The sequence below is a fragment of the Nocardioides jensenii JCM 1364 = NBRC 14755 genome (assembly GCF_001552535.1).
GTDB classification, from domain to species: Bacteria; Actinomycetota; Actinomycetes; order Propionibacteriales; family Nocardioidaceae; genus Nocardioides; species Nocardioides jensenii.
Window position 1 is genome coordinate 1 of the sequence record NZ_BCRJ01000017.1, and the last position, 21,809, is coordinate 21,809.

The window sequence follows — 21,809 nt, forward strand, 5'->3', positions numbered from 1 at the left end:
CGCAGCAGGGTGCGCTCGAGGGTCGTGCCGGCCGCCGCGACCGGCACGCCCGGGGCCGCACGTGCGGGGTCGACGACGAGGCCGGTGCCGCCCAAGGAGGCGACCGCACCCACGGCCAGTCCGGATCTCAGCAGGTCACGTCGGGAGATCTCCACGAGCCGCTCAACGAGCCGGTGTGTCCCAGGTCACGCCGGACGCCATCCGAAGTAGCGCCGCAGCGTGCGGTTCCAGCGGTTGGCCGGAAGCCCCGGGTCGACGGCGGCCATCCCGACGCAGTACTTGCTGATCGGCACCGGTCGGTGCCCGAGCCGCCACAGCAACCGGTCGGCCGGCCCTGCCCCACGCAGGGACTTGGTCTCGACCAGCACGTGGTCAGTCATCTCGACCACGGTGCCGGCCCGGTCGCTCAGGCGGAGGCCGGCGTCGCAGGTCATCCGGAAGCCGGCGTCCGCGTCAACCAGGGTGGCCCGGTGGTAGGTGGTCGTGAGCACCGGCCGCAGCTCGTGCGCAGGGACGTCGATGCGTGCGTCCACGAACGCGAGACCCGCCGGGTCGATGCTGTCGCGTTGCCGCGCGGTGGTGGGCAGGCGATCCTTGACGGTCTCCTCGCGGCCGCCCTCGGTCTTCACCTCGAGCACGGTGCCTCCCGAGTCGAGGTAGCTGCGGGTGCGCACCTTGAACTTGCGGCGGCGGCCGGTGGCCGCACGGCGGTAGGAGTCCAGCCCGGCGGTGTCGAAGTAGACCGACTCGTAGCGAAAGTCGCGCAGCCCGTCGATGTCGAGCACACGGCACGTTCCGGCCAACCCCTGCATCAGGTCCGCGAAAGCGTCCGGAGCGATCAGGTACTTCCGGTCGACCCGGGTCTGCAGCGCGGCCGCCTCGACCACCTCGGCCAAGGAGATCGGGTCGAACGCGCCGATCTCGGCCCGCTGGGACTCGGCCGCCGAGCCCCGGTTCATCGCACGACCGGGCGCTGGTCGCGCAGGGCCGCCACCGGGTACGGCGCCGACTCGGGCTCCAGGCGGTCGTGCTCGGGCTGGTCGTCCGGCCCGGCGTCGAGCGGTCGGCGCTGCGGGTGCACGCGGTAGCGGACGTCGACGACGGTGACGTCACGGACCAGATCGGTCTCGGTGACGATGAACCGCTGGATGTCGGCCCCCAGCAGGTCGCCGAGTCTCGCCTTCAGGATCCGCTCGTCGGTGATCGCCCGGTCCAGCGTCAGCTCCTGCTGCCGGTTGTGCACGTGCATGCGCGGGTGGTCGGCGACGTACATCACCGCGACCAACAGGGCGCCTACCAGTGGCGCAATCCAGACAGGATCGGGCCGCAGCCCGCAGATCAGGCCCAGGGCCAACGAGGCGAAGTAGTAGCCGACCTCCTCCTGGGTCAACGCCGAGGAGCGTAGCCGGATGATCGAGAGCACGCCGAACAGGCCGAGACCGAGACCGGCCGCCACGGTCGAGGTGGCCAGCACCATGGCCACCGCCATCACGCCGACATTCAGGGCGGTGTAGGCGATCAGCATGTCCCTGCGGCGGTGCCTCCGGAAGTAGATGGCGTGGGCAAGGACGGCGATGGCCACGATGTCGAAAGCCACGATCAGCACGGTCTTCATGAAGTGTTCTCCTCCGAGTAGTGAGGAGTTCAGGCTCGTGGCCGCCGATGAGTCCCAGGTGAAGTGCGGATGAGAGCTCTCACATGAGAGCGCGGAGCGGCGACCTCCTCGTCGACGGCGGCGGCGTTGCGCAGCATGTCGTCGATCGAGCGGACCTGGCGGACACGTCCGGCATGCCGGGGCCGCCCAGGTGCACGGCGCCGCAGTGGTTCCGGCTCGGGTTGAGCTCAGCCCTTGTTGCGCTGGAGTGTGCCGAGCAGGCCGTTCACGAAGCCGGGTGACTCGTCGGTGGAGAGGTCACGGACCAGGTTGACCGCCTCGGAGACCGCCACCGCGTCGGGCACGTCGTCGGCGTAGAGCAGCTCCCAGGCGCCGATGCGCAGCACGTTGCGGTCCACCGCGGGCATCCGGTCGAGGGTCCAGCCCTCGGCCGCGTCGGAGAGGAGAGCGTCGATCTCGACCTGGTGCTCCACCACGCCGCGCACCAGGGTCGCGGTGTAGTCGTTGGTCGGCCCCTCACCGTCGGCGATGGACCGGTCGAGGGCGACGACGGGACCTTCGCTGCGCAGCTCGCTGGCGAAGAGCACGTCGAGGGCCCGCTTGCGGGCCTTGGTGCGGGCGCTCAAGACTTGACGCGACCGAGGTATGACGAGTCGCGGGTGTCGACCTTGACCTTCTCGCCGGAGCTGATGAACAGCGGGACCTGGATCTCGTGACCGGTCTCGAGAGTGGCCGGCTTGGTGCCGCCGGTGGAGCGGTCGCCCTGCAGGCCGGGGTCGGTCTGGCTGATCAGCAGCTCGACCGAGGCCGGCAGCTCCACGAAGAGCACCCGACCCTCGTTGGTGGCCACGATGGCCTCCTGGTTCTCCAGCATGAAGTTCGACGCGTCGCCGACGATCTCGGGGGCGACCTCGAGCTGGTCGTAGGTCGAGGTGTCCATGAAGACGTAGGAGGTGCCGTCGTTGTAGAGGTACTGCATGGTGCGCTTGTCGACGTTGGCCGTCTCGACCTTGGTGCCGGCGTTGAAGGTCTTGTCGACGTTCTTGCCCGACTCGACGTTCTTGAGCTTGGTGCGCACGAACGCCGGGCCCTTGCCGGGCTTGACGTGCTGGAACTCGACGACGGTCCAGAGCTGGCCCTCGAGGTTGAGGACCATGCCGTTCTTCAGGTCGTTCGTGGTTGCCATGCGCGTGTAAGCCCTCTTTGCTGTGGGTGATCAGGGATGCGGCCGGCCGACGGCCCGCGGCGGCACAGTCTATAACCGCCGCTGACCGAGGGCGAAACGTGCTCTTCCCGACCGGTTGGTCCCGGCGCTCAGCCCAGTTCCCACACCACCTGGATGCGGACCTTCAACTCGTCCTCACCGGCGCGGATCGGCACCGTCTTGGCCGCCGACAGCGCGGCCCGCTCCGAATAGCCCTGGAAGTCGAGTTCCTCCACCCTCGGGATGCTGGTCGACACCTCCTTGAGGGTGACCACGTCGCCCAGGTCCTGGCCGGAGGCCTCGGCGTACTCCTCGGCCTTGGTGGTGGCCTCCTCGACCGCGGACGTGCGGGCCTGCGCCAGCACGGACTCACGGTCGGCGATGCCGAGACTGATGTTGCTGACCCGGACCCGGTTGCCGCCGGCGTCCACGGCCGCGGTGATCGCCTTGCCGCCCTGCTTGAGCTCGGGCACCAGGACCCGAGCCGACTGCTTGACCCGGTAGCCCTTGAGCACCGGTGCGCCGTAGTTCGGGTAGTCGTACTCCGGGTTCATCGACAGCCCGGTGGTCTGCATGTCCTTGGCGGTCACCCCATGGTCCTTGAGCCGGGCCAGGACCTGCTTCATCGTCTCGCTGGCCTCGCCGAGTGCCGTCTCCAGCTCCGGGTCCAGCACGCTGACGGACACGGTGAACGAGATCTGGTCCGGCACCGCGGTCGCGGTTCCGGTGCCGACCATGGTCATCCGACGCGCGTCCGACCCGCCGTCGCCGTCATCGGCTCGCGCGGTGCCGCCGGGACCGCTGCCGGCACCGCCCACCAGGTACGCCGCGAGCATGGCCACCAGCACCGCCCCCGCGAGAAGTACGCCCTTGACGCTGATCGTCACCGACTTGTCCATCGTGCTCTCCTCATCCTCTGCGGCCGTTCGGCCGAGGATGGGACGGGCGGAGGGTCGGGACGGTTCCCTCAGAGTGACGCGAGCGCCTGCAACGCCTCGCGATAGCCGTCGATCCCTCGGCCCGCTATCACGGCAACGGCGTGCGGAGTCACCACCGAGGTGTGCCGGAACTCCTCCGGCCGCTGCGACGGGTCGGAGATGTGCACCTCGACCAGAGGTGCGCTCAGCTGGGCGCACGCGTCGTAGAGCGCCCACGAGTAGTGGGTCCAGGCCGCTGCGTTGAGCACCACCGGGGTCGCCTCGTCGGCGGCCTCGTTGAGCCAGTCCAGCAGCTCGCCCTCGTGGTTCGTCTGGTGCACGGTGACCTCGAGCCCCAGCTCACTCCCCCACCGCACACACAGTTCGACGAGTTCGTCGTACGTCGTGTGGCCGTAGATCTCGGGCTGTCGCTTGCCCAGCCGGCCCAGGTTCGGGCCGTTCAGAACGAGCACGCCGGTCATGACGCGGCGCCGGCCATCACGTCGTACGCCGCCCTGAGGTCACCCTCGGAGGGTCCGGCCAGCACCCGCGGCGTGGCCAGGCCGTGCAGCACCACGAAGCGCAGCTGGCTGCCGCGCGACTTCTTGTCGACCTTCATCGCGTCGTGCAGCTCGTCGAACCCGGCGCCGGACCACGACGTGGGGAGACCCACGAGTGCGAAGGTCGCGGCGTGGCGGGCGGCGAGCTCGTCGGAGAGCACTCCGGCGCGGCGGGCCAGCTCGGCGACGTAGACGCACCCGATCGCGACGGCCTCACCGTGACGGATGTCGTAGTCAGTCGCCCGCTCGATCGCGTGGGCCATCGTGTGGCCGTAGTTGAGGGCCTCCCGACCAGGGTGACCAGCGACGCCGCCGGTCTCCTTGAGATCGGCCACGACGACGTCGACCTTGACCCGGATCGCGCGTTCGACCAGCTCGCGCAGAACGGGTGACGCGGGGTCCTGGGCGGCGACCGGGTCGTCCTCGACCAGGCGCAGGATCTCGGGGTCGGCGATGAAGCCGCACTTGATGACCTCGCCGAGCCCGGCCCGCAGCTCCTGGGCCGGAAGGGTCGTCAACAGGGACAGGTCGCAGAGGACTCCGGCCGGCTCGTGGAACGCACCGACCAGGTTCTTGCCGGCGCCGGTGTTGATGCCGGTCTTGCCACCGACGGCCGCGTCGACCATGCCGAGCAGGGTGGTCGGCACGTGCACCACCTTCACGCCACGCAGCCAGCTGGCCGCGACGAAGCCGCCCAGGTCGGTGGTGGCTCCGCCCCCCACGGTCACGACGGCGTCAGAGCGGGTGAAGCCCCGCTCCCCCAACGCCTCCCAGCAGTCGTTGGCCACCGAGGCGGTCTTCGCGCTCTCCCCGTCGGGCAGGCCGAGCGCGAGGACGTCGTACTGCTCGACCAGGCGATCCAGCACTGGTTGGGCCAGCTCACCGAGCTCGCCGGGGAAGAGCAGGGCGATCCGCTCGACGCCGGCCCCGATGAGCTCCGGCAGCCGGTCGAGCAGGTCGTGGCCGATGACGACGTCGTACGGCGACGCGCCGCCGACATGCAGGATGGTGGGTGCGCTCATGACAGCTCCTCGATGCGGGTGACGATCTCGTCGGCGACGTCCTCGACGGGGCGACCGTCGGTGTCGACCACGATGCTGGCCACGGATTCGTAGATCGGGGCGCGTTCGTCGAGCAGCGCCTTGATCCGGCTGCGGACGTTGCCCAGGAGCAGAGGCCGTGAGATGCCCAGGCCCACCCGCTTGACGGCGTCAGAAAGGCCCACCTTCAGGTAGACCACGACATGGTCGGCCAGGGCGGTGCGGGTGTCCGCGTCGAGGACGGCGCCGCCACCGAGGGCAAGGACACCGTCGTGCTCACGCAGCGCAGCGGCCACGGCTTGGCGCTCCCGGTCACGGAAGTAGCGCTCACCCTCGTCGACGAAGAGGTCGGAGATGCTCCGGCCCTCGAACGCCTCGACGTCGTGGTCGGTGTCGCGGACGCCGGTGCCCCAGCGGGCGGCCAAGAGCCCGGCGACGGTGGTCTTGCCCGCGCCCATCGGGCCGACCAGGACGACGCGCGGTCGGTGATCGCGCTTGTCGAGATTCACTTGAACGCGATGGCGTCGAGGTAGGACGCGCAGTTGCGGGCGGTCTCGGCCACGGAGTCGCCGCCGAACTTCTCCACGATCGCGTCGGCGACCACGAGGGCGACCATCGCCTCGGCGACGATGCCGGCGGCCGGCACTGCGCAGACGTCGGAGCGCTGGTGGTGGGCCACCGCCTCCTCGCCGGTGGTGACGTCGATCGTCTTCAGCGCCCGTGGCACGGTGGCGATCGGCTTCATCGCGGCCCGGACCCGCAGGATCTCGCCAGTCGTCATGCCACCCTCGGTGCCGCCGGAGCGACCCGAGGCACGGCGGATGCCCTCGGGGGTCGGGACGATCTCGTCGTGGGCCTGCGATCCGGGGATCGCGGCCAGGCCGAAGCCGTCGCCGACCTCGACGCCCTTGATCGCCTGGATGCCCATCAGGGCTCCGGCCAGACGGGAGTCGAGGCGACGGTCCCAGTGCACGTGCGAGCCGAGGCCCGGCGGCAGCCCGTGGACGACGACCTCGACGACACCACCGAGCGTGTCGCCGTCCTTGTGCGCCTGGTCGATCGCGGCCACCATCTGCTTGCTCGCATCGGGGTCGAGGCACCGCACCTCGTCGGCGTCGAGGCGCTCGACGTCGTCGGGCCCGGGGACGCTGCCGTAGGGCGCGGCCACGCCGCCCAGCTCGACCACGTGGGAGACGATGCGCGCGCCGACGGCCTGCTCGATGAAGTTGCTGGCCACCCGGCCGAGGGCGACCCGGGCCGCGGTCTCACGGGCGGAGGCGCGCTCCAGGATCGGTCGCGCCTCGTCGAAGGCGTACTTCTGCATGCCGGCCAGGTCGGCGTGGCCGGGACGCGGCCGGGTCAGCGGGGCGTTGCGGGCGAGACTGTCCAGGATCTCGGGGTCGACCGGGTCGGCCGACATCACCTGCTCCCACTTCGGCCACTCGGTGTTGCCGACCTGGATCGCGACCGGTCCGCCCTGGGTCTTGCCGTGGCGGACCCCGCCCACCAGCGTGACCTGGTCCTTCTCGAACTTCATCCGTGCGCCGCGGCCGTAGCCGAGCCGGCGCCGGGCCAGGGAGTCGGCGACGTCGTCGGAGGTCACCTCCACATGAGCAGGCAGACCTTCGAGGATCGCGACAAGGGACGGGCCGTGGGATTCGCCCGCAGTGAGCCAACGCAGCATGGGGCAAGTCTTTCACGCGTGGCTCGGAGGTGGCTCACGCCTGTCGGCCGGCGAGATACCCGGCGAGGTCGGCGCCCCACAGAACCCCGGTCACGGCACCCACCAGCATGAACGGGCCGAACGGGAAGTTGCGGTCGTTGGTGATGCGCAGCAGCCGCAACGGAATCCACCCGAGGGCACCGATCAGGAAGCCGGCGTACGTTCCCACGACGAACTCACCCCATCCGAGGTAGCCCAGTGCCATGCCGAGCACGCCGGAGAGCCGGACGTCGCCGTAGCCCATGCCCGGGGTGAACCGCCACAGGAACCAGAACACGAACCCGGCGATCAGCCAGCCCAAGGCCGCGCGCTTCAGCGCGTCGAGGTCGCCGGTGGCCAGCGCGCAGACCAGGAGCAAGACGATCACCAGCAGGTAGGTCGGAGCCACGATCCGCTTGGGCAGCAGACGGGTTCGCAGGTCCACCCAGGCCAGGGCGACGCCGATCGGCACCAGGGGCAGCAGGTAGACCAGCGGCCACGCCCAGCCCAGCGTGGCCCCGAACAGTCCGGCGACCAATGCGGACCAGCCCGCCGTCCACCACGCGATGCCCGGGGTGGCGGCCAGATCGGCGTACAGCGGCTTGGGCTCCTCGGGCTCGGCCGTGGTCTCCCCACCCGCGTCGTCGTGCGCCTCGTCCTCGGTCTCTTCATCTGCGAACGGCAGCGGCTCCGGCAGCCTCGCCACGACGTGTGGAACGAACCAACCAGTGACCGCTCCGTAGACGACACAGGCGACCACCGTGTCGAGATGTGCTGCCCAGTCCATGGCTGGTCACCCTACGGCGTGCGCCAGCTCGTCGTGCGCTTTGCGGTGAGCCTGTGCGCAACGAACTCGACCGCACGGCGCTTGCGGCCCGTCGGACCGCCGGACGTGGTCCTTGACCTTGCCCCAGCGGGAAGGACCAATCTCAGTTTCACCGGTGCCCGACACCGGGAGGATGGTGACCATGACTCTCATGACGATCGGCGACTTCGCCCGCGAGACGGGACTGACGCCCAAGGCGCTGAGGTTGTACGACGACCTGGGTCTGCTGCGTCCAGCTGAGGTGGACCCGCACTCGGGCTACCGGAAGTACGCCGCGTCGCAGCTCCAACGGGCCCGCCTGGTGGCGACGCTCCGGATCCTGGGGATGCCGCTGGCGCGGATCAGGCAGGTTGTCGACGGCTCGAACGCTGGGGCGGCACGGGACATCGAGACGTACTGGCGGCAGATCGAGGCCGACACAGAGAGTCGTCGACGCATCGTCACCACCCTCATCCATCAGTTGAGGAACGAGGCACACGACATGACCACAGCCAGTGCAGCTCTTCACGCCGAGCTCGGCTCCAGCCACCGTCAGGGTCGACGCGACGCGCAACAGGATGCGCTTCTCGTCACTGCCGACCTGATCGCCGTCGCCGATGGCTTCGGGGAGCGCGATGACGTGGCCCCTTCCGCCCTGGCGGCCTTTGCGGAACGCGGGCTGGCCGGGGCGATCGCCGAGCTCGCCGGCGACGTGAGCGCGGCCCTGCCGAACCAGCCGGTCTCCGGCACGACACTCACCGCCGTCGCGCTCGCGGGTGGGACCGCGCAGGTCACACACATCGGAGACGCCCGGGTCTGGCTCGTGCGCGACGGAGAGGTCAGGCAGGTCACCCACGACCACACCGTCGTCGCGGCCCTGATCGAGGCCGGCGAGCTGACCGCGGACGAGGCCCGGGCACACGAGCACCGCAGCCTGCTCAACCGGGCGCTGTCACCGGGGGTGGTGGCCGACGAGATCGAGCTCGAGCTGCACGGGGGCGACCGACTCGTGCTCACCACGGACGGAGTCCACTCCTACGTGGACGACCTCGACTCCCTGCTCACGCTGGCCGCTGCTCCGCAGGACGTGGCAGCCGCTGTGGCGAGGGCCGTCACCGAGGCCGGGGAGCCGGACAACCACACGATCGTCGTGGTCGACCTGACCTGAGCGTCACGAGCTCGAGCGGGCGAGCACGGCGCGGCCGGCCTCACGCATCACGGCTGCGGGCACCGAGTTCCCGGTGAACAGCTCGAACTGCAGGGCGGCCTGGTGGACGAGCAGGTCGAGGCCGCCGATCAGGGGCCGGCCCGCCGCGGAGACTGCGAGCGGAGTCGGCCACGGGTCGTAGAGCGCCTCGAAGATGACCCCGGCGTCCGCGCACCGGGTCACCAGGTCGTCGCTCTGTGCCGTGGCGGGAATCGTCGAGGCCACCACGTCACCCGTGACCTCGGAGGTGAACAGGTCGCCCACCTCCACCTGCGGCGCCGACGGCAACGACCTCAGCACCTCAATCGTCTCGACGGCACGATCCGCTGAACGCACGAGGACGTCGATGCGGGCGGCACCCAGCTCGACCAGCGCCATGCCCAGCGACGTGGCCGTCGCTCCCCCGCCGAGGATCGTCGCGCGGGTCACCGGTCCGGCGTACTGCTCGCGGAGGGCCGCGATCGCACCCGGGATGTCGGTGTTGTGCGCCGACGTACGCCCGTCGCGGAACACGAGTGTGTTGGCGGCACGAGAGACCCGAACGCGGTCGCTGACCTCATCGGCCATCGGCAGCACCGCCCGTTTGAGCGGCATGGTCAACGACAGCCCGCGCCAGTCGTCGTCGAGTCCGTCGAGGAACTCCGGCAGTGTGGCCTCGTCGACCCGGTGAGCGTCGTACGACCAGTCGTCCAGCCCGCAGGCGGAGTACCCGGCCCGGTGCAGCACCGGTGAGAGCGAGTGCGCGATCGGGTCACCGAGCACCCCGCACCGTGGGGCCATCAACAGGCCTCGGAGGTCGTGCAGTACTCCCGGAACTCGGCCTTGTACTGGAGGAACTCGTCGTAGGACGACGCGAACTTGGTCTCCCCGGTCTTCAGGTCGACGGTCACGTAGTAGTACCAGTTGCCCGTGGCCGGGTTCAGCGCGGCGCGGATCGCATCGTCGCCGGGAGCCTCGATCGGGCCGGGCGGGAGTCCGGTCTGGCGGCGCGTGTTGTACGGCGAGTCCGCGACCGACTCGATGTCGGCCGTGGTCAGCCCGACACCGAGGTTGCGGCCGAGGGCGTAGTTGACCGTCGCGTCGATCTCGAGCCGTCCGATGGTTCCGGCGGTGCCGGGGTTCTCCAGCCGGTTGTAGATCACGCGCGCGATCTTGGGCATGTCGTCGCCGCGCCCCTCGGCCTCGACGAGTGCCGCCACGGTCATGATCTCGGCCGGTGTGTAACCCAGGTCTGCGGCACTCTCCTCCAGACCGGCGTCGTCGGCGGCCTGGCGCCACCGGCTCACCATGGCCCGGAGCATCTGGGCGGGCTTGGCCTTGGGCGGGAACTCGTAGGTCGCCGGGAAGAGGTACCCCTCCGCGTTTCCGTCGGCGTAGTCCGGCAACCCGATGTCGCCCCGGAGCGCCTTGGTGAACTGCTTCTTCGAGAAGTCCGTGTTCTTGGCGAGGAGCCCGACGATGTCGACCACGCGCAGCCCCTCGGGGATCGTCACCCGGTCGGCGACCCGGTTGGCGGGGTCGACCAGGATCGTGAGCGCGTCGCCGGCCTTCATCTTCTTCTTCAACGAGTAGGTGCCCGGCTGGATCCGACCGGCCTCCTCGGAGCGCCCGGACGCCGCCTTGGTGAAGGCCTCGCTGGAGGCGACCACGCCAGCCTGCTCGAGGGTGTTGCCGATGTCGGTGGAGGTGTCGCCGGGCTGGACGATGATCGAGACCGAGCCGGAGCCCGGACCGGCGTAGTCCTCCGCCTCACCGAACTGGTCCTTGACCCACTCAAAGCCCTTGACGCCGAGCAGCGCGATGCCCGCCACGATCAACCCGACCACGACCAGCGCGATCAGGCAACCGATGGGGCCGCGCTTGCGCCGGCGGCGGCGCGAGCCGCTTCGGGTGGACGCGGGCGCAACCTCCGCCGGGTCCTCGTCGTCGTGTCTGAGCCCCAGCTGGGAGATCCCCTCGTCGGAGGGGTCGTGCTCGTCCTGGTGCTCGGTCACGGCTGGTCCAACCCCTCTGTCGGTGGCGCCGTGACCACTTCCCCCGGTGCGCTCCCCCGAGCACGCTCCGTGTCCAGCGCATGCTGGAGGATCACGACGGCGGCGGCCTGGTCGACCACCGCCCTTCTCTTGGCGCCCTTCTTGCCGCGTTCCCGAAGCATCGACTCCGCGGTCACGGTCGTCAAGCGTTCATCACACAGCCTCACCGGGAGCGGGGCAACCTGACGCGCCAGCTCCCCTGCGAATTCTCGTGCTTTCGCCGCAGCGGGCCCCTCGCGACCGGAGAGGGAGCGAGGAAGGCCGACGATGATCTCGACCGCCCCTTCCTCCTCCACGATCTGGGCCAGACGAGCCAGGTCCCCGCGGCCCCGCTGCACGGTCTCGACCGGGGTCGCCAAGAACCCGCTGGGGTCGCTGCGGGCGACGCCGATGCGGGCATCCCCGGGGTCGATGCCCAGGCGTACGCCGTTGCGCAAGGTCAGCCCTGCCCGACGGCGTCGTGCACCGTGGCCTCGACCAACGCGAGCGCCTCGTCGATCCGGCTGGTGTCGGTGCCGCCGCCCTGGGCCACGTCGTCCTTGCCGCCCCCCTTGCCGCCGAGCAGCGGGCCGATCGCCCGGATCAGCGCGTTGGCGCTGACCCCGCGAGCGCGCCCCTCGTCGTTGACCGCCGCCACGGCGGAGACCTTGCCGTCGGCGGCACCGACCACCACCACGGCACCGGGCTGACCCTGCGGAAGTCGGCCACGGATGTCGAGGGCCAGGGTACGCACGTCGCCACCGCCGGCACCGTCGGCGCGGTGCGCGACGAGCTGCACTCCGTCGACGACCTTGGCGCCGGCGGCGAGCTGGCCGGCCGCGGCCAACAGCTGCCCGACGCGAGCCTTCTCGATCTCCTTCTCGGCGGACTTGAGTCGCTCGACCATGTCCTGGACCCGACCGACGAGGTCGTCGGGCTGGGTCTTGAGCAGGCCGGTCAGCTGGGCGACGACGTCCCGTTCGCGGGCGAGGTAGTCGAAGCCCTCGACTCCGGTGAACGCCTCGATGCGACGGTTGCCCGAGCCCACCGAGGACTCCCCCGTCAGCACGATGGTGCCGATCTGGGAGGAGTGGTCCACGTGCGTGCCACCGCAGAGCTCGCGCGACCAGGGGCCACCGATCTCCACGACGCGCACCTTGGTGTTGTCATACGTCTCGCCGAAGAGCGCGATCGCGCCCCAGTCCTTGGCCTCGGGCAGGGTCATGTAGTCCCAGGCGACGGGCAGGTCGGCCCGCAACGCGTTGTTCGACACCTGCTCGATCTCGGCGTACTGGGTGGGACTCAGCCCCTGGCTCCAGCCGAAGTCGAGCCGCAGGTAGCCGGGTCGGTTGTAGGAGCCGGACTGCAGTGCGGTGGGGCCGAGCACCTCGCGCAGCGCGGCGTGCACCACATGGGTGCCGGAGTGCGCCTGGCGGGCACCGATGCGCCACTCGGGGTCGACCTGGGCGTGCAGCTGTGAACCGGGGTGGAACTCGCCGTCGACCACCCGCACCTGGTGCACCACGAGCCCGCGCACGGGGCGCTGCACGTCGAGCACCTCGAGGCGACCACCGTCGAACTCGATGATGCCGGCGTCGGCCGCCTGGCCACCGGACTCGGCGTAGAACGGCGTCCGGTCGAGCACGAGCTCGCCGACCTCGCCGTTGCCGAGCGCCGCGACCTGCTGCCCCTCACGCAGCACCGCCAGTGCGGACGACTCGGTCTCGAGGGTCTCGTAGGCGAGCCACTCGGTGGGCCCGCTCGCGTCGAGGATGCCGCGGTAGACGCCGGTGTCGGCGTGCTGGCCCTTCTTGGCGCGGGCATCGGCCTTGGCCCGCTCGCGCTGCTCGGTCATCAGCTTGCGGAAGCCCTCGTGGTCGACCGTCAGGCCGGCCTCCGAGGCCATCTCGAGGGTGAGGTCGATCGGGAAGCCGTAGGTGTCGTGCAGGGCGAACGCCTGGTTGCCGGACAGCTTCGAGCCACCGGCCTTCTTCACGTCTGTGGCGGCCAGGTCGAAGATCTGCGTGCCGGACTGGAGCGTCTTGCGGAACGCGTCCTCCTCGGCGTAGGCGACCCGCGAGATGCGCTCCCAGTCGGAGTGCAGCTCGGTGTAGGTCTCGCCCATCTTGTCTCGGCTGATCGGCATCAGCTCGGGCAGCGCCGGGTCCTCGTAGCCGAGCAGGCGCACCGAGCGCACGGCGCGGCGGAGAAGTCGGCGCAGCACGTAGCCGCGGGCTTCATTGCCCGGAGTCACGCCGTCGCCGATCAGCATCATCGAGCTGCGCACGTGGTCGGCGATCACCCGGAAGCGAACGTCGTCCTCGTGGTTGGCGCCATATTTCTTGCCGGTCAGCTCCATCGCTCGCTCGATGACCGGGAACATCACGTCGATCTCATACATGTTCTCGACGCCCTGGGTCATGAACGCGACCCGCTCGAGACCCATGCCGGTGTCGATGTTCTTCTTCGGCAGCGAGCCGGAGATGTCGAAGTCCTCCTTGCTGCGGACGGCGCTGAGCTCGTCCTGCATGAAGACCAGGTTCCAGAACTCGAGGTAACGGTCCTCCGCGGAGAAGTCGCCGTCGGCGCCGTACGCCGAGCCGCGGTCGATCAGGATCTCCGAGCACGGGCCGCCGGGACCGGGCACGCCCATCGACCAGTAGTTCTCGGACTTGCCGAGTCGCGCGATCCGGTCATCGGGCAGTCCGGTGATCCTCTTCCAGAGCGCAACCGCCTCGGGGTCGTCGACATAGACGCTGGGGTAGAGCTTGTCCTCCGGGAAGCCCCAGCCGCCCTCGGACTGTGGTTTGGTGACCAGCTCCCAGGCAAGCTCGATGGCCCGCTCCTTGAAGTAGTCGCCGAAGGAGAAGTTGCCGCACATCTCGAAGAAGGTGCCGTGACGGGTGGTCTTGCCGACGTCCTCGATGTCGGGGGTGCGCACGCACTTCTGCACGCTCGTGGCCCGGTCGTAGGGCGGCGTCTCCTGACCGAGGAAGTAGGGCTTGAACGGCACCATCCCGGCGTTGACGAACAGCAGGTTCGGGTCGTCGACGAGCAGGGACGCCGAGGGTACGGCGGTGTGCCCGGCGTTCTCGAAGTGCGCGAGGAACCTCCGTCGGATTTCCGCGGTGTCCATCAGTTGGTGCCTTCCTGGTTCGTGCCCGAGACATCGGTGTTCACGTGGTGCGTGGGGGTGCTGCGTGGTGGTGCCGCTCCCGCGTCGAGGCGGTGCCGGCCGGCGGCCGCGGACTCGAGCTGAGGAGTCCCATCAGGGACCAGACCGAGACGTTGACGCAACTCGGTTTCCTTGTCGGCCTTGCCCTGGGCGACCTCGTCGCGGATCAGGCGGGCCCCCAGCGCCAGGCTGCTCGCCCGGTCACGCAGGCCGTCGACGGTGAACGAGTCGCGCAACCGCCTGGCCTTGTTCATCGCGTAGACGCTGGCCCCGGCCCCGGCGACGAACCACAGCGCGCGGCTCATCCGGGGTCCCTGTTCGCAGCGGAACGACGTGAGCACTCGAACGGGGTGGTCATGCTGCGCCCTCCTGGGATCGGCGGGTGGCCATCTCGCGGCGTACGTCGCGCAGCTCGATCCTGCGCTCCTTGCGGGACCGCTTCAGCTCCTGCTTCATCTGGAACCGGATCCGGTTGCGGGTCTCCGGGGCCAGGGCACGTCGGACGCCGTGGGTCAGCGCGGCAGCCTTGACCACGGACTCGCGCAGCACGAGGTCCGCGAAGAGCCGTCCCTCGATGCGTTGCGGCGCGGTCGCCACCTCAGGCTCGGCCGGCTCGTCGCCGACGTGGGTGATCACGAACTCGTCGGGGGTGGCTCGCACCTGCACCTGGCGCGCCAACGCGTCGACCCGCTCACGCAGTTGGGCGGCCTCGTCGCGGGTCGCGGTGAGCTCGGCTCGGGCCCGGTCTCTCTCACGCCTCAGCGCGGCCACGGTCACCAGCAGGAGCACCAGCAGGACAAGCACGACAACGCCCAGCGCCGCAGGCACGAAGAGGTCGTCACTGGTCATGGTGCCCGACCCTATCGCGCACCACGGATCAGCCTGCGCACGCGTTCCCAGCGTTCCTTGATGGTCGCCTCGGCGCCCAGGTTGGTCGGTTGGTAGTAGGCCGCGTCGCCGATGGCGTCGGGGGCGTACTGCTGCTCGGCGATCCCGAACGGCTCGTCATGGGAGTAGACGTAGCTCTTGCCGTGACCGATGTTCTTGGCCCCCGCATAGTGGGCATCGCGCAGGTGCGGCGGCACCTGACCGATCTTGCCGGCGCGTACGTCGGCACTGGCCGCGTCGATCGCCTTGATCACGGCGTTGGACTTGGGGGCGACGGTCAACGCGATGGTGGCCTGGGCGAGGTTCAGTCGCGCCTCGGGCATGCCGATCAGCTGCACGGCCTGGGCGGCGGCGACGGCGGTGGTCAGGGCGGTGGGGTCGGCCAGCCCGATGTCCTCACTGGCCGAGATGACCAGACGACGGGCGATGAAGCGTGGGTCCTCGCCGGCCTCGATCATCCGTGCCAGGTAGTGCAGCGCCGCGTCCACGTCGGAGCCGCGCACGGACTTGATGAACGCCGAGATGACGTCGTAGTGCTGGTCACCCTGCCGGTCATAGCGCACCGCCGCCTGATCGACCGCGGTCTCGGCGGTGGCCAGGTCGACAGTGGTGGAGCCCTTCGACGTCGCGGCACCGGCCGCGGCCTCGAGATAGGTCAGCGAGCGCCGGGCGTCTCCCCCGGCCAGGCGCACCAGGTGGGCCAGGGCCTCGTCGTCGACGTCGATCTTGCCGTCGAGTCCGCGCTCGTCGGCGATGGCTTGGTCCAGGACACGTCGTACGTCGTCGTCGGTCAGCGACTCCAACCGCAGCAGCAGGGAGCGTGAGAGCAGTGGGGAGATCACCGAGAAGAACGGATTCTCAGTCGTCGCGGCGACCAGGGTGACCCAGCGGTTCTCGACGCCCGGCAGGAGGGCGTCCTGCTGGGCCTTGGTGAACCGGTGCACCTCGTCGACGAACAGCACCGTCTCGTGACCCGTGCGGACCAGCTCGGAGCGTGCCGCGTCGATCGCCGCCCGCACCTCCTTCACCCCCGCGGCCACGGCCGAGACCTCCACGAACTTGCGGTCGGTCTGCTGGGACAGGATCGAGGCGATCGTGGTCTTGCCGGTGCCCGGCGGACCCCACAGCAACAGGGACATCGACTGGTCGCCCTCGATCAGCTGGCGCAACGGAGACCCGGGCTCCCGCAACTGCTGCTGCCCGACCAGCTCGTCCAGGGTGCGCGGACGCATCCGCACCGCCAGGGGGGCCGAGGAGTGCGTGTTGCCGCTCAGCGATCCCTTGCCGGCGGCCCCACCGTCACCACGTGCCGGGCCACTGGCCGCAGGCTCCACCTCGAAGAGACCATCCACGTGCGCCACCCTATGTCCCCATGCATGGGTCAGGGCTTGACGGTCCGGCGCTCCTTGAGGTCGAACCAGACATCGGAGAACTCGGGCGAGTCCTCGATCTGGGTCGGGGTGGCACCCGGGTCGGGGTTGCCGGAGTTGTCGACGCCGAGCATCCGCGCCGTCACGGGGTCGTGCGGCTGGTTGCCCAGCTCGCCGGCGAAGTGACAGGCAACCTTGTGGTGCGGCCCGATCTGCATCAGCGGCGGCTCGACCTTGGCGCAGATCTCGCGTGCCAGCGGACACCGGGTCCGGAACCGGCACCCCGAGGGCGGGTTGATCGGGCTCGGCACCTCGCCGGTGAGCCGGATGCGTTCACGCCGACCACCGATCGCGGCCTGCTTGACGTCGGGCGCGGCCGAGAGCAGTGCCTGCGTGTAGGGGTGGTTGGGCCGGGAGTACAGGGTCTCGCGGTCCGCGATCTCCACGATCTTGCCGAGGTACATCACGGCGATCTGCGGGCAGAAGTGACGCACCACCGCGAGGTCGTGGGCGATGAAGAGGAACGCGATGTCGAACTCCTTCTGCAGGTCCTGCAGAAGGTTGATCACCTGGGCCTGGATCGACACGTCGAGCGCGGAGACCGGCTCGTCGGCCACGATCAGCTTGGGCTGGAGCGCGAGGGACCGTGCGATGCCGATGCGCTGACGCTGGCCGCCGGAGAACTCGTTCGGGTAGCGGTTGTAGTGCTCCGGGTTCAGGCCGACGACCTCGAGCAGCTCCTGGACCCGCTTCAGCGTCTGGTTCTTGGGCACCATGTTGTGAATGCGCAGCGGGGCGCCGATGATCGCACCGACCGAGTGACGCGGGTTCAGCGAGCTGTAGGGGTCCTGGAAGATCATCTGCACGTCACGGCGAAGCGGCTTCAGCTCGCGGTTCGACAGCTGGACGAGGTCGCGGTCGCCGAACTTCACCGACCCTCCGGTCGGCTTGTAGAGCCGGGTGATGGCGCGCCCGGCCGTCGACTTGCCGCAGCCCGACTCGCCCACGAGGCCCACGGATCCGCCGCGGGGAATGGAGAGCGAGATGCCGTCGACGGCCTTGACGTCGCCGATCTTGCGCCGGATCACACCGGTGGAGCGGACCGGGAAGTACATCTCCAGGTTGTCCACGGTCAGGATCGAGGGGGCGTCGGGGTCGAACTTCGCGGGCTTGTTCGACTGCTTGAGCAGCTCTTCGAGGCTCGGCCCGGCGGCAACATCGCCCGCCGGGACCGTGTTGTCCGCCGCGGGCTCCGTCTGGCTCTCGTGTGGCTCGGCCATGTCAGCGCTCCTCAGCTTGCATCGGTGCGATCTCAGGAATCACTTGGGTCTCGTAGATCTGTTCGGGGTCGGCCAGGTGACACCGGGTCAGGTGGCCACCACCGCGGGGACCTTCCAGGAGCTCGGGAAGGGTGGTGCGGCACAGGTCGCCGGGCACCTTCGAGGAGTGCACGCAGCGCGGGTGGAAGGCACAGCCCGGGGGCTGGTTGAGCAGGCTCGGCGGGTTGCCGGGAATCGGCACCATCCGCGCGTCGGTGTCGGCGGTGACGTCCGGGACGCTGGAGAGCAGCCCCCAGGTGTAGGGCATCTCCGGGTGGGTGAGCACCTCGGAGACGGGGCCGTACTCGACGGCGCGGCCGGCGTACATCACCAGGGCGTCGTCGGCCATCTCAGCGATCACCCCGAGGTCGTGGGTGATCATGATGATCGCGGTGTTGAACTCCTTCTGCAGGTTCTGCAGCAGGTCGAGAATCTGGGCCTGCACCGTGACGTCGAGGGCCGTGGTCGGCTCGTCGGCGATGACGAGGCTGGGGTCGTTGATCAACGCCATCGCGATCATCGCCCGCTGACGCATGCCGCCGGAGTACTCGTGCGGGTAGCCGTCGAAGCGACGGTCGGGCTGCGGGATGCCGACCAGCTCGAGCATCTCGATGACCTTCGTGCGGGCCTGCTTCTTCGTGACGCTGTTGTGCACCCGGTAGGCCTCGGCGATCTGCTTGCCGACCGAGTAGTAGGGGTGCAGCGCGGAGAGCGGGTCCTGGAAGATCATCGCGATCTCCTTGCCCCGCAGCTTGCGCATCTCGGCCTGCGACAGGGTGAGCAGGTCGACCCCGTCGAACCACACGCTGCCGCTGATCTGCGCCGTGGTGCCGGCGTGCAGGCCCATGATCGCCGAGCTCGAGACCGACTTGCCGGAGCCGGACTCGCCCACGATGCCGAGGGTCTGGCCGCGGTCGAGGGTGTAGGAGAGCCCGTCGGTCGCCTTGACGATGCCGTCGGCTGTCTTGAAGTGGACGCGCAGGTCTTCAACGCTCAAGAAGTGTTCCATGCTCTGTGGTCCTCTCAGCCCAGGCGGACGCGCGGGTCGATCAGCGCGTAGCAGATGTCGACGATGATGTTGGCCAGGATCACGAACGACCCGGCGAGCACCACGATCCCGATGATGGTGGGGAGGTCCCAGGCGTTGGCGGAGTCCACCGTCAGCTTGCCGATGCCGTTGTAGGCGAAGACCTGCTCGGTGATGATGGCGCCGCCGAGCAAACCGGCGAAGTCGATGCCGGTCATGGTCACCAGCGGGGTCAGCGCCGCCCGCAGCGCGTGCTTGAACAGCACCGTGCGGCTGTTGAGCCCCTTGGAGCGTGCGGTCCGGATGTAGTCCTCACCGAGCGACTCGAGCACGAACGCACGCGTCATGCGGACGTAGCTGGCGAGGTAGACCAGGGCGAGGGTGAAGGCGGGGAGGAACAGGTTGGTGAGCCAGCCTCCGACACCGCCTTCGGCTATCGAGAGGTACTGGGGATAGGACAGCAACCCCCATTTGACCACCACGAACTTCAGGAAGAAGACGCCGATGAAGAAGGTGGGGAAGGCGTAGATGATCAGGGTCAGGCCGACGATGCCGCGGTCCATGATGGTCCCCTTGGTGACCGCGGCGATGATGCCGAGGATCACCCCGAAGACCAACCAGATGACAACGGCGACGACCGCCAGGGAGATCGAGATCGGTGCGGCCTCGCCGATCAACGAGTTGACTGTCACGCCATTGGTCTTGGAGTAGCCCAGGCAGGGGCGGTCACAGGTGGTGATGAACTCCGGGTGCGTCTTCTTCAGCTCGGGGTCGGCCGGGAACTCCCGGCCGGTGACCATGCCCTTGACGAAGGTGCCCCACTGGACCAGCACCGGCTTGTCATAGCCCAGCGCCTTCTCGGTGACCGCGATCTGCTCGTCGGTGCACTGCTTGCCGCACGCGTGGCGTGCCTGGTCTGCTGGACTGGCGAAGAACAGTACAAACGTGACGAGGGACAGCGCCAACAGCAACATCACCCCGATCACGATTCGGCGTGCAGCGTAGGCCCACATGGTTGGTCCACCTTCTCAGTCGTCTGGGGCGCCCGGCCGGACGCGAGTTCGGCAGGACGCGAGCCCGGCCGGAGGAAAGATTGGGGGGGTGCACGAGACTGCACACCCGGCGATTCCTGGGCGCCCGCCTTGCGACGAGCGCCCAGGAATCAGGGTTGCTGGATCAGGCTTACTTCTGCGAGACGCCGATCAAGCCGAGCTCCGGGTAGGAGGAGGACGCCGGGGTCGTGGTGAACCCGGTGACCTTCGAACCACGCAGCCAGTTGAACTTCTGGTTGTCGAGCGGGATGTAGGCGTATTCCGAACCGAGGAATGCGTCGGCTTCCTGCATCTTGGCCTGCTGGTCCTCGACGTTGGCAGCGTTGGCGGCCTCGTCGATGATCGCGTTCAGCTCGTCACTCTCGTAGCAGCCGTAGTCGTTGCCACAGGTCGTCTTCGAGATGTTCGGACGGCTGTCGAACAGCGGCGGGATCACCGTCATCATCGACGGCCAGTCAGAGCCCCATCCGGCCCACATCAGGTCGGAGTCCTTGTCGGGCTGGGCGATGACGTCGTAGTAGGTGTCACCCTGACCGTCGAGCGTGACCTTGAAGCCGGCCTTGTTCCACGACTCCTGGAGGATGGCCATGGACTTGTCAGCGGTCGGCGTCTTCGGGTAGGAGAGCTTGATCGCGTACGGCATCTTGACACCGGCCTCCTTGAGGAGCGCCTTGGCGGCCTCGGGGTCACCCGAGCCGTCGGTGACACCCTTGAACGCGTCGTTCGCCTTGTAGCCGGCGGTACCGGGGTTGACGATCGAGTCGGCGTGCTCCATGACCAGGTCGCCACCGTTGGCCTTGATGTAGCCCTCGGTGTTGACCGAGACCGCGAGTGCCTCACGGATCTTCGGGTCGGTCAGCTTCTTGTGGTTGAACACCAGGTAGTCGGTGAAGGGCGAGACCACGTTGAGGTAGCGCGACTTGACCGGCTCCTGGGTGACCTTGGGCAGCTGCTGCGGGGTCACACGCGCCGAGGTGATGGCGTACTGGTCCTCGCCGGCGTCCTGGATCAACCGGTCGTTGAAGAGCTCACCGGCGGTGTCGGAGCCGTTGATGACCCAGTTGATCTTGTCCGGAAGCGCCTTGCGGAGCTGGTCCGGGTTGTCGGTGGCCGGGTCGTAGTTCTCGTTGCGAACCAGCGTGGCGCCCTTGTTCTTGTCCCAGTTGCCACCCTCGACCTTGTAGGGGCCGTTGGAGAGGACCTTCCACTTGCTGCGGTCACCCTGGTCGAAGGACTTCTTGTAGGGGTCGACCATCATCATGCCCGCGGCGGCCTGGTTGAAGTCTGCCCACGGCTTGTTGAAGTGGAAGGTGACCGTCTTGCCGTCACAGCTGACGGCCTTCTCGAAGGCAGCCTGCTGGGCCGGAGTCGCCTTGTAGGGACCCGGGTAGTCCTTCACGTCGATGTAGCTGAGCGTGTAGTTCGGGCCACCGATGATGACGTCGTTGGCGAAGACACGGCTGGTGCCGTACTGGACGTCCTCACAGGTGATGTCGGTGCCGTCCTCCCACTTCACGCCGTCCTTGAGGGTGAACTTCCAGACCTTGCCGCCCTCGCTGGCGGTGCCGGTGTCGGTGGCGAGGTCGGCGACCGGCGTGGTGCCCTCGACCGGGTCCTCGCTCATCGGGAACGCGACCAGGCCGCGGTAGACGGTGCGACGCCACTGTGCCAGCTGGACGCCGTAGTAGATGCGCTGCGGGTCCGAGCTCTCGTACAAGAAGGACTGCAGATAGTTGAGAGTGCCGCCCTTCACACCGGGATCGTTGTTCGCGGAGCCGCCGCCGCCGGAGTCCCCGCCGCAAGCGACGAGTCCCAAACTGAGCGCAAGCGCAGAACTTGCTGCGAGTGCCCTCTTCAGTTTCTTACCCATTGCATCCTCCTTGTGTGTGCGGCACTCCGTGCGGCACGTTCGACGA

The 21,809-nt window shown here is 68.9% G+C and carries 23 protein-coding genes; 1 reads left to right on the forward strand and 22 read right to left on the reverse strand.

The annotated features are described in order from the left end of the window. The 11 genes from NJ4_RS27145 to NJ4_RS06505 all read right to left on the reverse strand — a co-directional run. A partial coding sequence (locus NJ4_RS27145) for a twin-arginine translocation signal domain-containing protein (protein ID WP_157550831.1) occupies positions 1-155 on the reverse strand: 155 nt, incomplete at its 3' end. Positions 156-185: 30 nt separating this feature from the next. Beyond that, positions 186-959, reverse strand: coding sequence for a polyphosphate polymerase domain-containing protein (locus NJ4_RS06460; RefSeq protein ID WP_067431916.1), 774 nt, complete (start codon positions 957-959; stop codon positions 186-188). Next, positions 956-1,615, reverse strand: a complete 660-nt coding sequence (locus tag NJ4_RS06465; protein WP_082748245.1) for a DUF4956 domain-containing protein — start codon at positions 1,613-1,615, stop codon at positions 956-958. The genes NJ4_RS06460 and NJ4_RS06465 overlap by 4 nt, the downstream gene beginning before the upstream one ends. A 227-nt stretch (positions 1,616-1,842) precedes the next feature. Next, positions 1,843-2,241 carry a transcription antitermination factor NusB gene (gene nusB, locus NJ4_RS06470; RefSeq protein WP_067431917.1) on the reverse strand — a complete coding sequence of 133 codons (399 nt, stop codon included), beginning with the start codon at positions 2,239-2,241 and terminating at the stop codon, positions 1,843-1,845. Continuing rightward, positions 2,238-2,801, reverse strand: a complete 564-nt coding sequence (gene efp, locus NJ4_RS06475) for an elongation factor P (RefSeq protein WP_067431918.1) — start codon at positions 2,799-2,801, stop codon at positions 2,238-2,240. Before efp ends, nusB begins: the two co-directional genes overlap by 4 nt. A 128-nt stretch (positions 2,802-2,929) precedes the next feature. Next, entirely contained in the window at positions 2,930-3,718 is a 789-nt protein-coding gene (locus NJ4_RS06480; protein WP_067431921.1) for an SIMPL domain-containing protein, read from the reverse strand. Between the two features lie 68 nt (positions 3,719-3,786). Next, a complete protein-coding gene (locus NJ4_RS06485; RefSeq protein WP_067431924.1) occupies positions 3,787-4,218 on the reverse strand; it encodes a type II 3-dehydroquinate dehydratase in 432 nt (143 codons plus the stop codon). After that, positions 4,215-5,318, reverse strand: coding sequence for a 3-dehydroquinate synthase (gene aroB, locus NJ4_RS06490; RefSeq protein WP_067431927.1), 1,104 nt, complete (start codon positions 5,316-5,318; stop codon positions 4,215-4,217). Before aroB ends, NJ4_RS06485 begins: the two co-directional genes overlap by 4 nt. Next, positions 5,315-5,845 (reverse strand): shikimate kinase, encoded by a 531-nt coding sequence (locus tag NJ4_RS06495; protein ID WP_456093715.1) that lies wholly within the window; start codon positions 5,843-5,845, stop codon positions 5,315-5,317. Before NJ4_RS06495 ends, aroB begins: the two co-directional genes overlap by 4 nt. Next, positions 5,842-7,020, reverse strand: a complete 1,179-nt coding sequence (gene aroC / locus NJ4_RS06500; RefSeq protein ID WP_067431930.1) for a chorismate synthase — start codon at positions 7,018-7,020, stop codon at positions 5,842-5,844. The genes NJ4_RS06495 and aroC overlap by 4 nt, the downstream gene beginning before the upstream one ends. Positions 7,021-7,054: 34 nt before the next feature. Continuing rightward, positions 7,055-7,825, reverse strand: a complete 771-nt coding sequence (locus NJ4_RS06505) for a prepilin peptidase (protein ID WP_067431933.1) — start codon at positions 7,823-7,825, stop codon at positions 7,055-7,057. 181 nt (positions 7,826-8,006) lie between these two features. Between NJ4_RS06505 and NJ4_RS06510 the strand changes: the two genes are divergently transcribed. After that, complete coding sequence (locus NJ4_RS06510; protein WP_067432028.1) at positions 8,007-9,011, forward strand: MerR family transcriptional regulator; 1,005 nt, start codon at positions 8,007-8,009, stop codon at positions 9,009-9,011. Between the two features lie 3 nt (positions 9,012-9,014). Here NJ4_RS06510 and NJ4_RS06515 read toward each other — a convergent pair whose 3' ends face one another. The 11 genes from NJ4_RS06515 to NJ4_RS06565 form a co-directional block, all read right to left on the reverse strand. Beyond that, positions 9,015-9,830 carry a shikimate dehydrogenase gene (locus tag NJ4_RS06515; protein ID WP_067431936.1) on the reverse strand — a complete coding sequence of 272 codons (816 nt, stop codon included), beginning with the start codon at positions 9,828-9,830 and terminating at the stop codon, positions 9,015-9,017. Beyond that, positions 9,830-11,044: an endolytic transglycosylase MltG gene (gene mltG / locus NJ4_RS06520; protein ID WP_067431939.1), complete on the reverse strand. Its 1,215-nt coding sequence runs from the start codon at positions 11,042-11,044 to the stop codon at positions 9,830-9,832. The genes NJ4_RS06515 and mltG overlap by 1 nt, the downstream gene beginning before the upstream one ends. Continuing rightward, positions 11,041-11,520, reverse strand: a complete 480-nt coding sequence (gene ruvX, locus NJ4_RS06525; RefSeq protein ID WP_067431942.1) for a Holliday junction resolvase RuvX — start codon at positions 11,518-11,520, stop codon at positions 11,041-11,043. Before ruvX ends, mltG begins: the two co-directional genes overlap by 4 nt. Before the next feature lie 2 nt (positions 11,521-11,522). Continuing rightward, a complete protein-coding gene (gene alaS / locus NJ4_RS06530; protein ID WP_067431945.1) occupies positions 11,523-14,198 on the reverse strand; it encodes an alanine--tRNA ligase in 2,676 nt (891 codons plus the stop codon). Beyond that, a complete protein-coding gene (locus NJ4_RS06535; protein ID WP_067431948.1) occupies positions 14,198-14,542 on the reverse strand; it encodes a DUF6167 family protein in 345 nt (114 codons plus the stop codon). Before NJ4_RS06535 ends, alaS begins: the two co-directional genes overlap by 1 nt. 49 nt (positions 14,543-14,591) lie before the next feature. Then, on the reverse strand, positions 14,592-15,086 hold the full coding sequence (locus NJ4_RS06540) for a hypothetical protein (RefSeq protein ID WP_067431951.1): 495 nt from the start codon (positions 15,084-15,086) through the stop codon (positions 14,592-14,594). An 11-nt stretch (positions 15,087-15,097) separates the two neighbouring features. Continuing rightward, on the reverse strand, positions 15,098-16,477 hold the full coding sequence (locus NJ4_RS06545) for a replication-associated recombination protein A (protein WP_067431954.1): 1,380 nt from the start codon (positions 16,475-16,477) through the stop codon (positions 15,098-15,100). 29 nt (positions 16,478-16,506) lie between these two features. After that, a complete protein-coding gene (locus NJ4_RS06550; RefSeq protein WP_082748247.1) occupies positions 16,507-17,775 on the reverse strand; it encodes an ABC transporter ATP-binding protein in 1,269 nt (422 codons plus the stop codon). A gap of 1 nt (position 17,776) precedes the next feature. Then, a complete protein-coding gene (locus NJ4_RS06555) occupies positions 17,777-18,823 on the reverse strand; it encodes an ABC transporter ATP-binding protein (protein ID WP_067431956.1) in 1,047 nt (348 codons plus the stop codon). A gap of 14 nt (positions 18,824-18,837) precedes the next feature. Further along, on the reverse strand, positions 18,838-19,854 hold the full coding sequence (locus NJ4_RS06560) for an ABC transporter permease (protein WP_067431961.1): 1,017 nt from the start codon (positions 19,852-19,854) through the stop codon (positions 18,838-18,840). 169 nt (positions 19,855-20,023) lie between these two features. Then, entirely contained in the window at positions 20,024-21,763 is a 1,740-nt protein-coding gene (locus NJ4_RS06565) for an ABC transporter substrate-binding protein (RefSeq protein ID WP_067431964.1), read from the reverse strand. Positions 21,764-21,809: the final 46 nt, after the last annotated feature.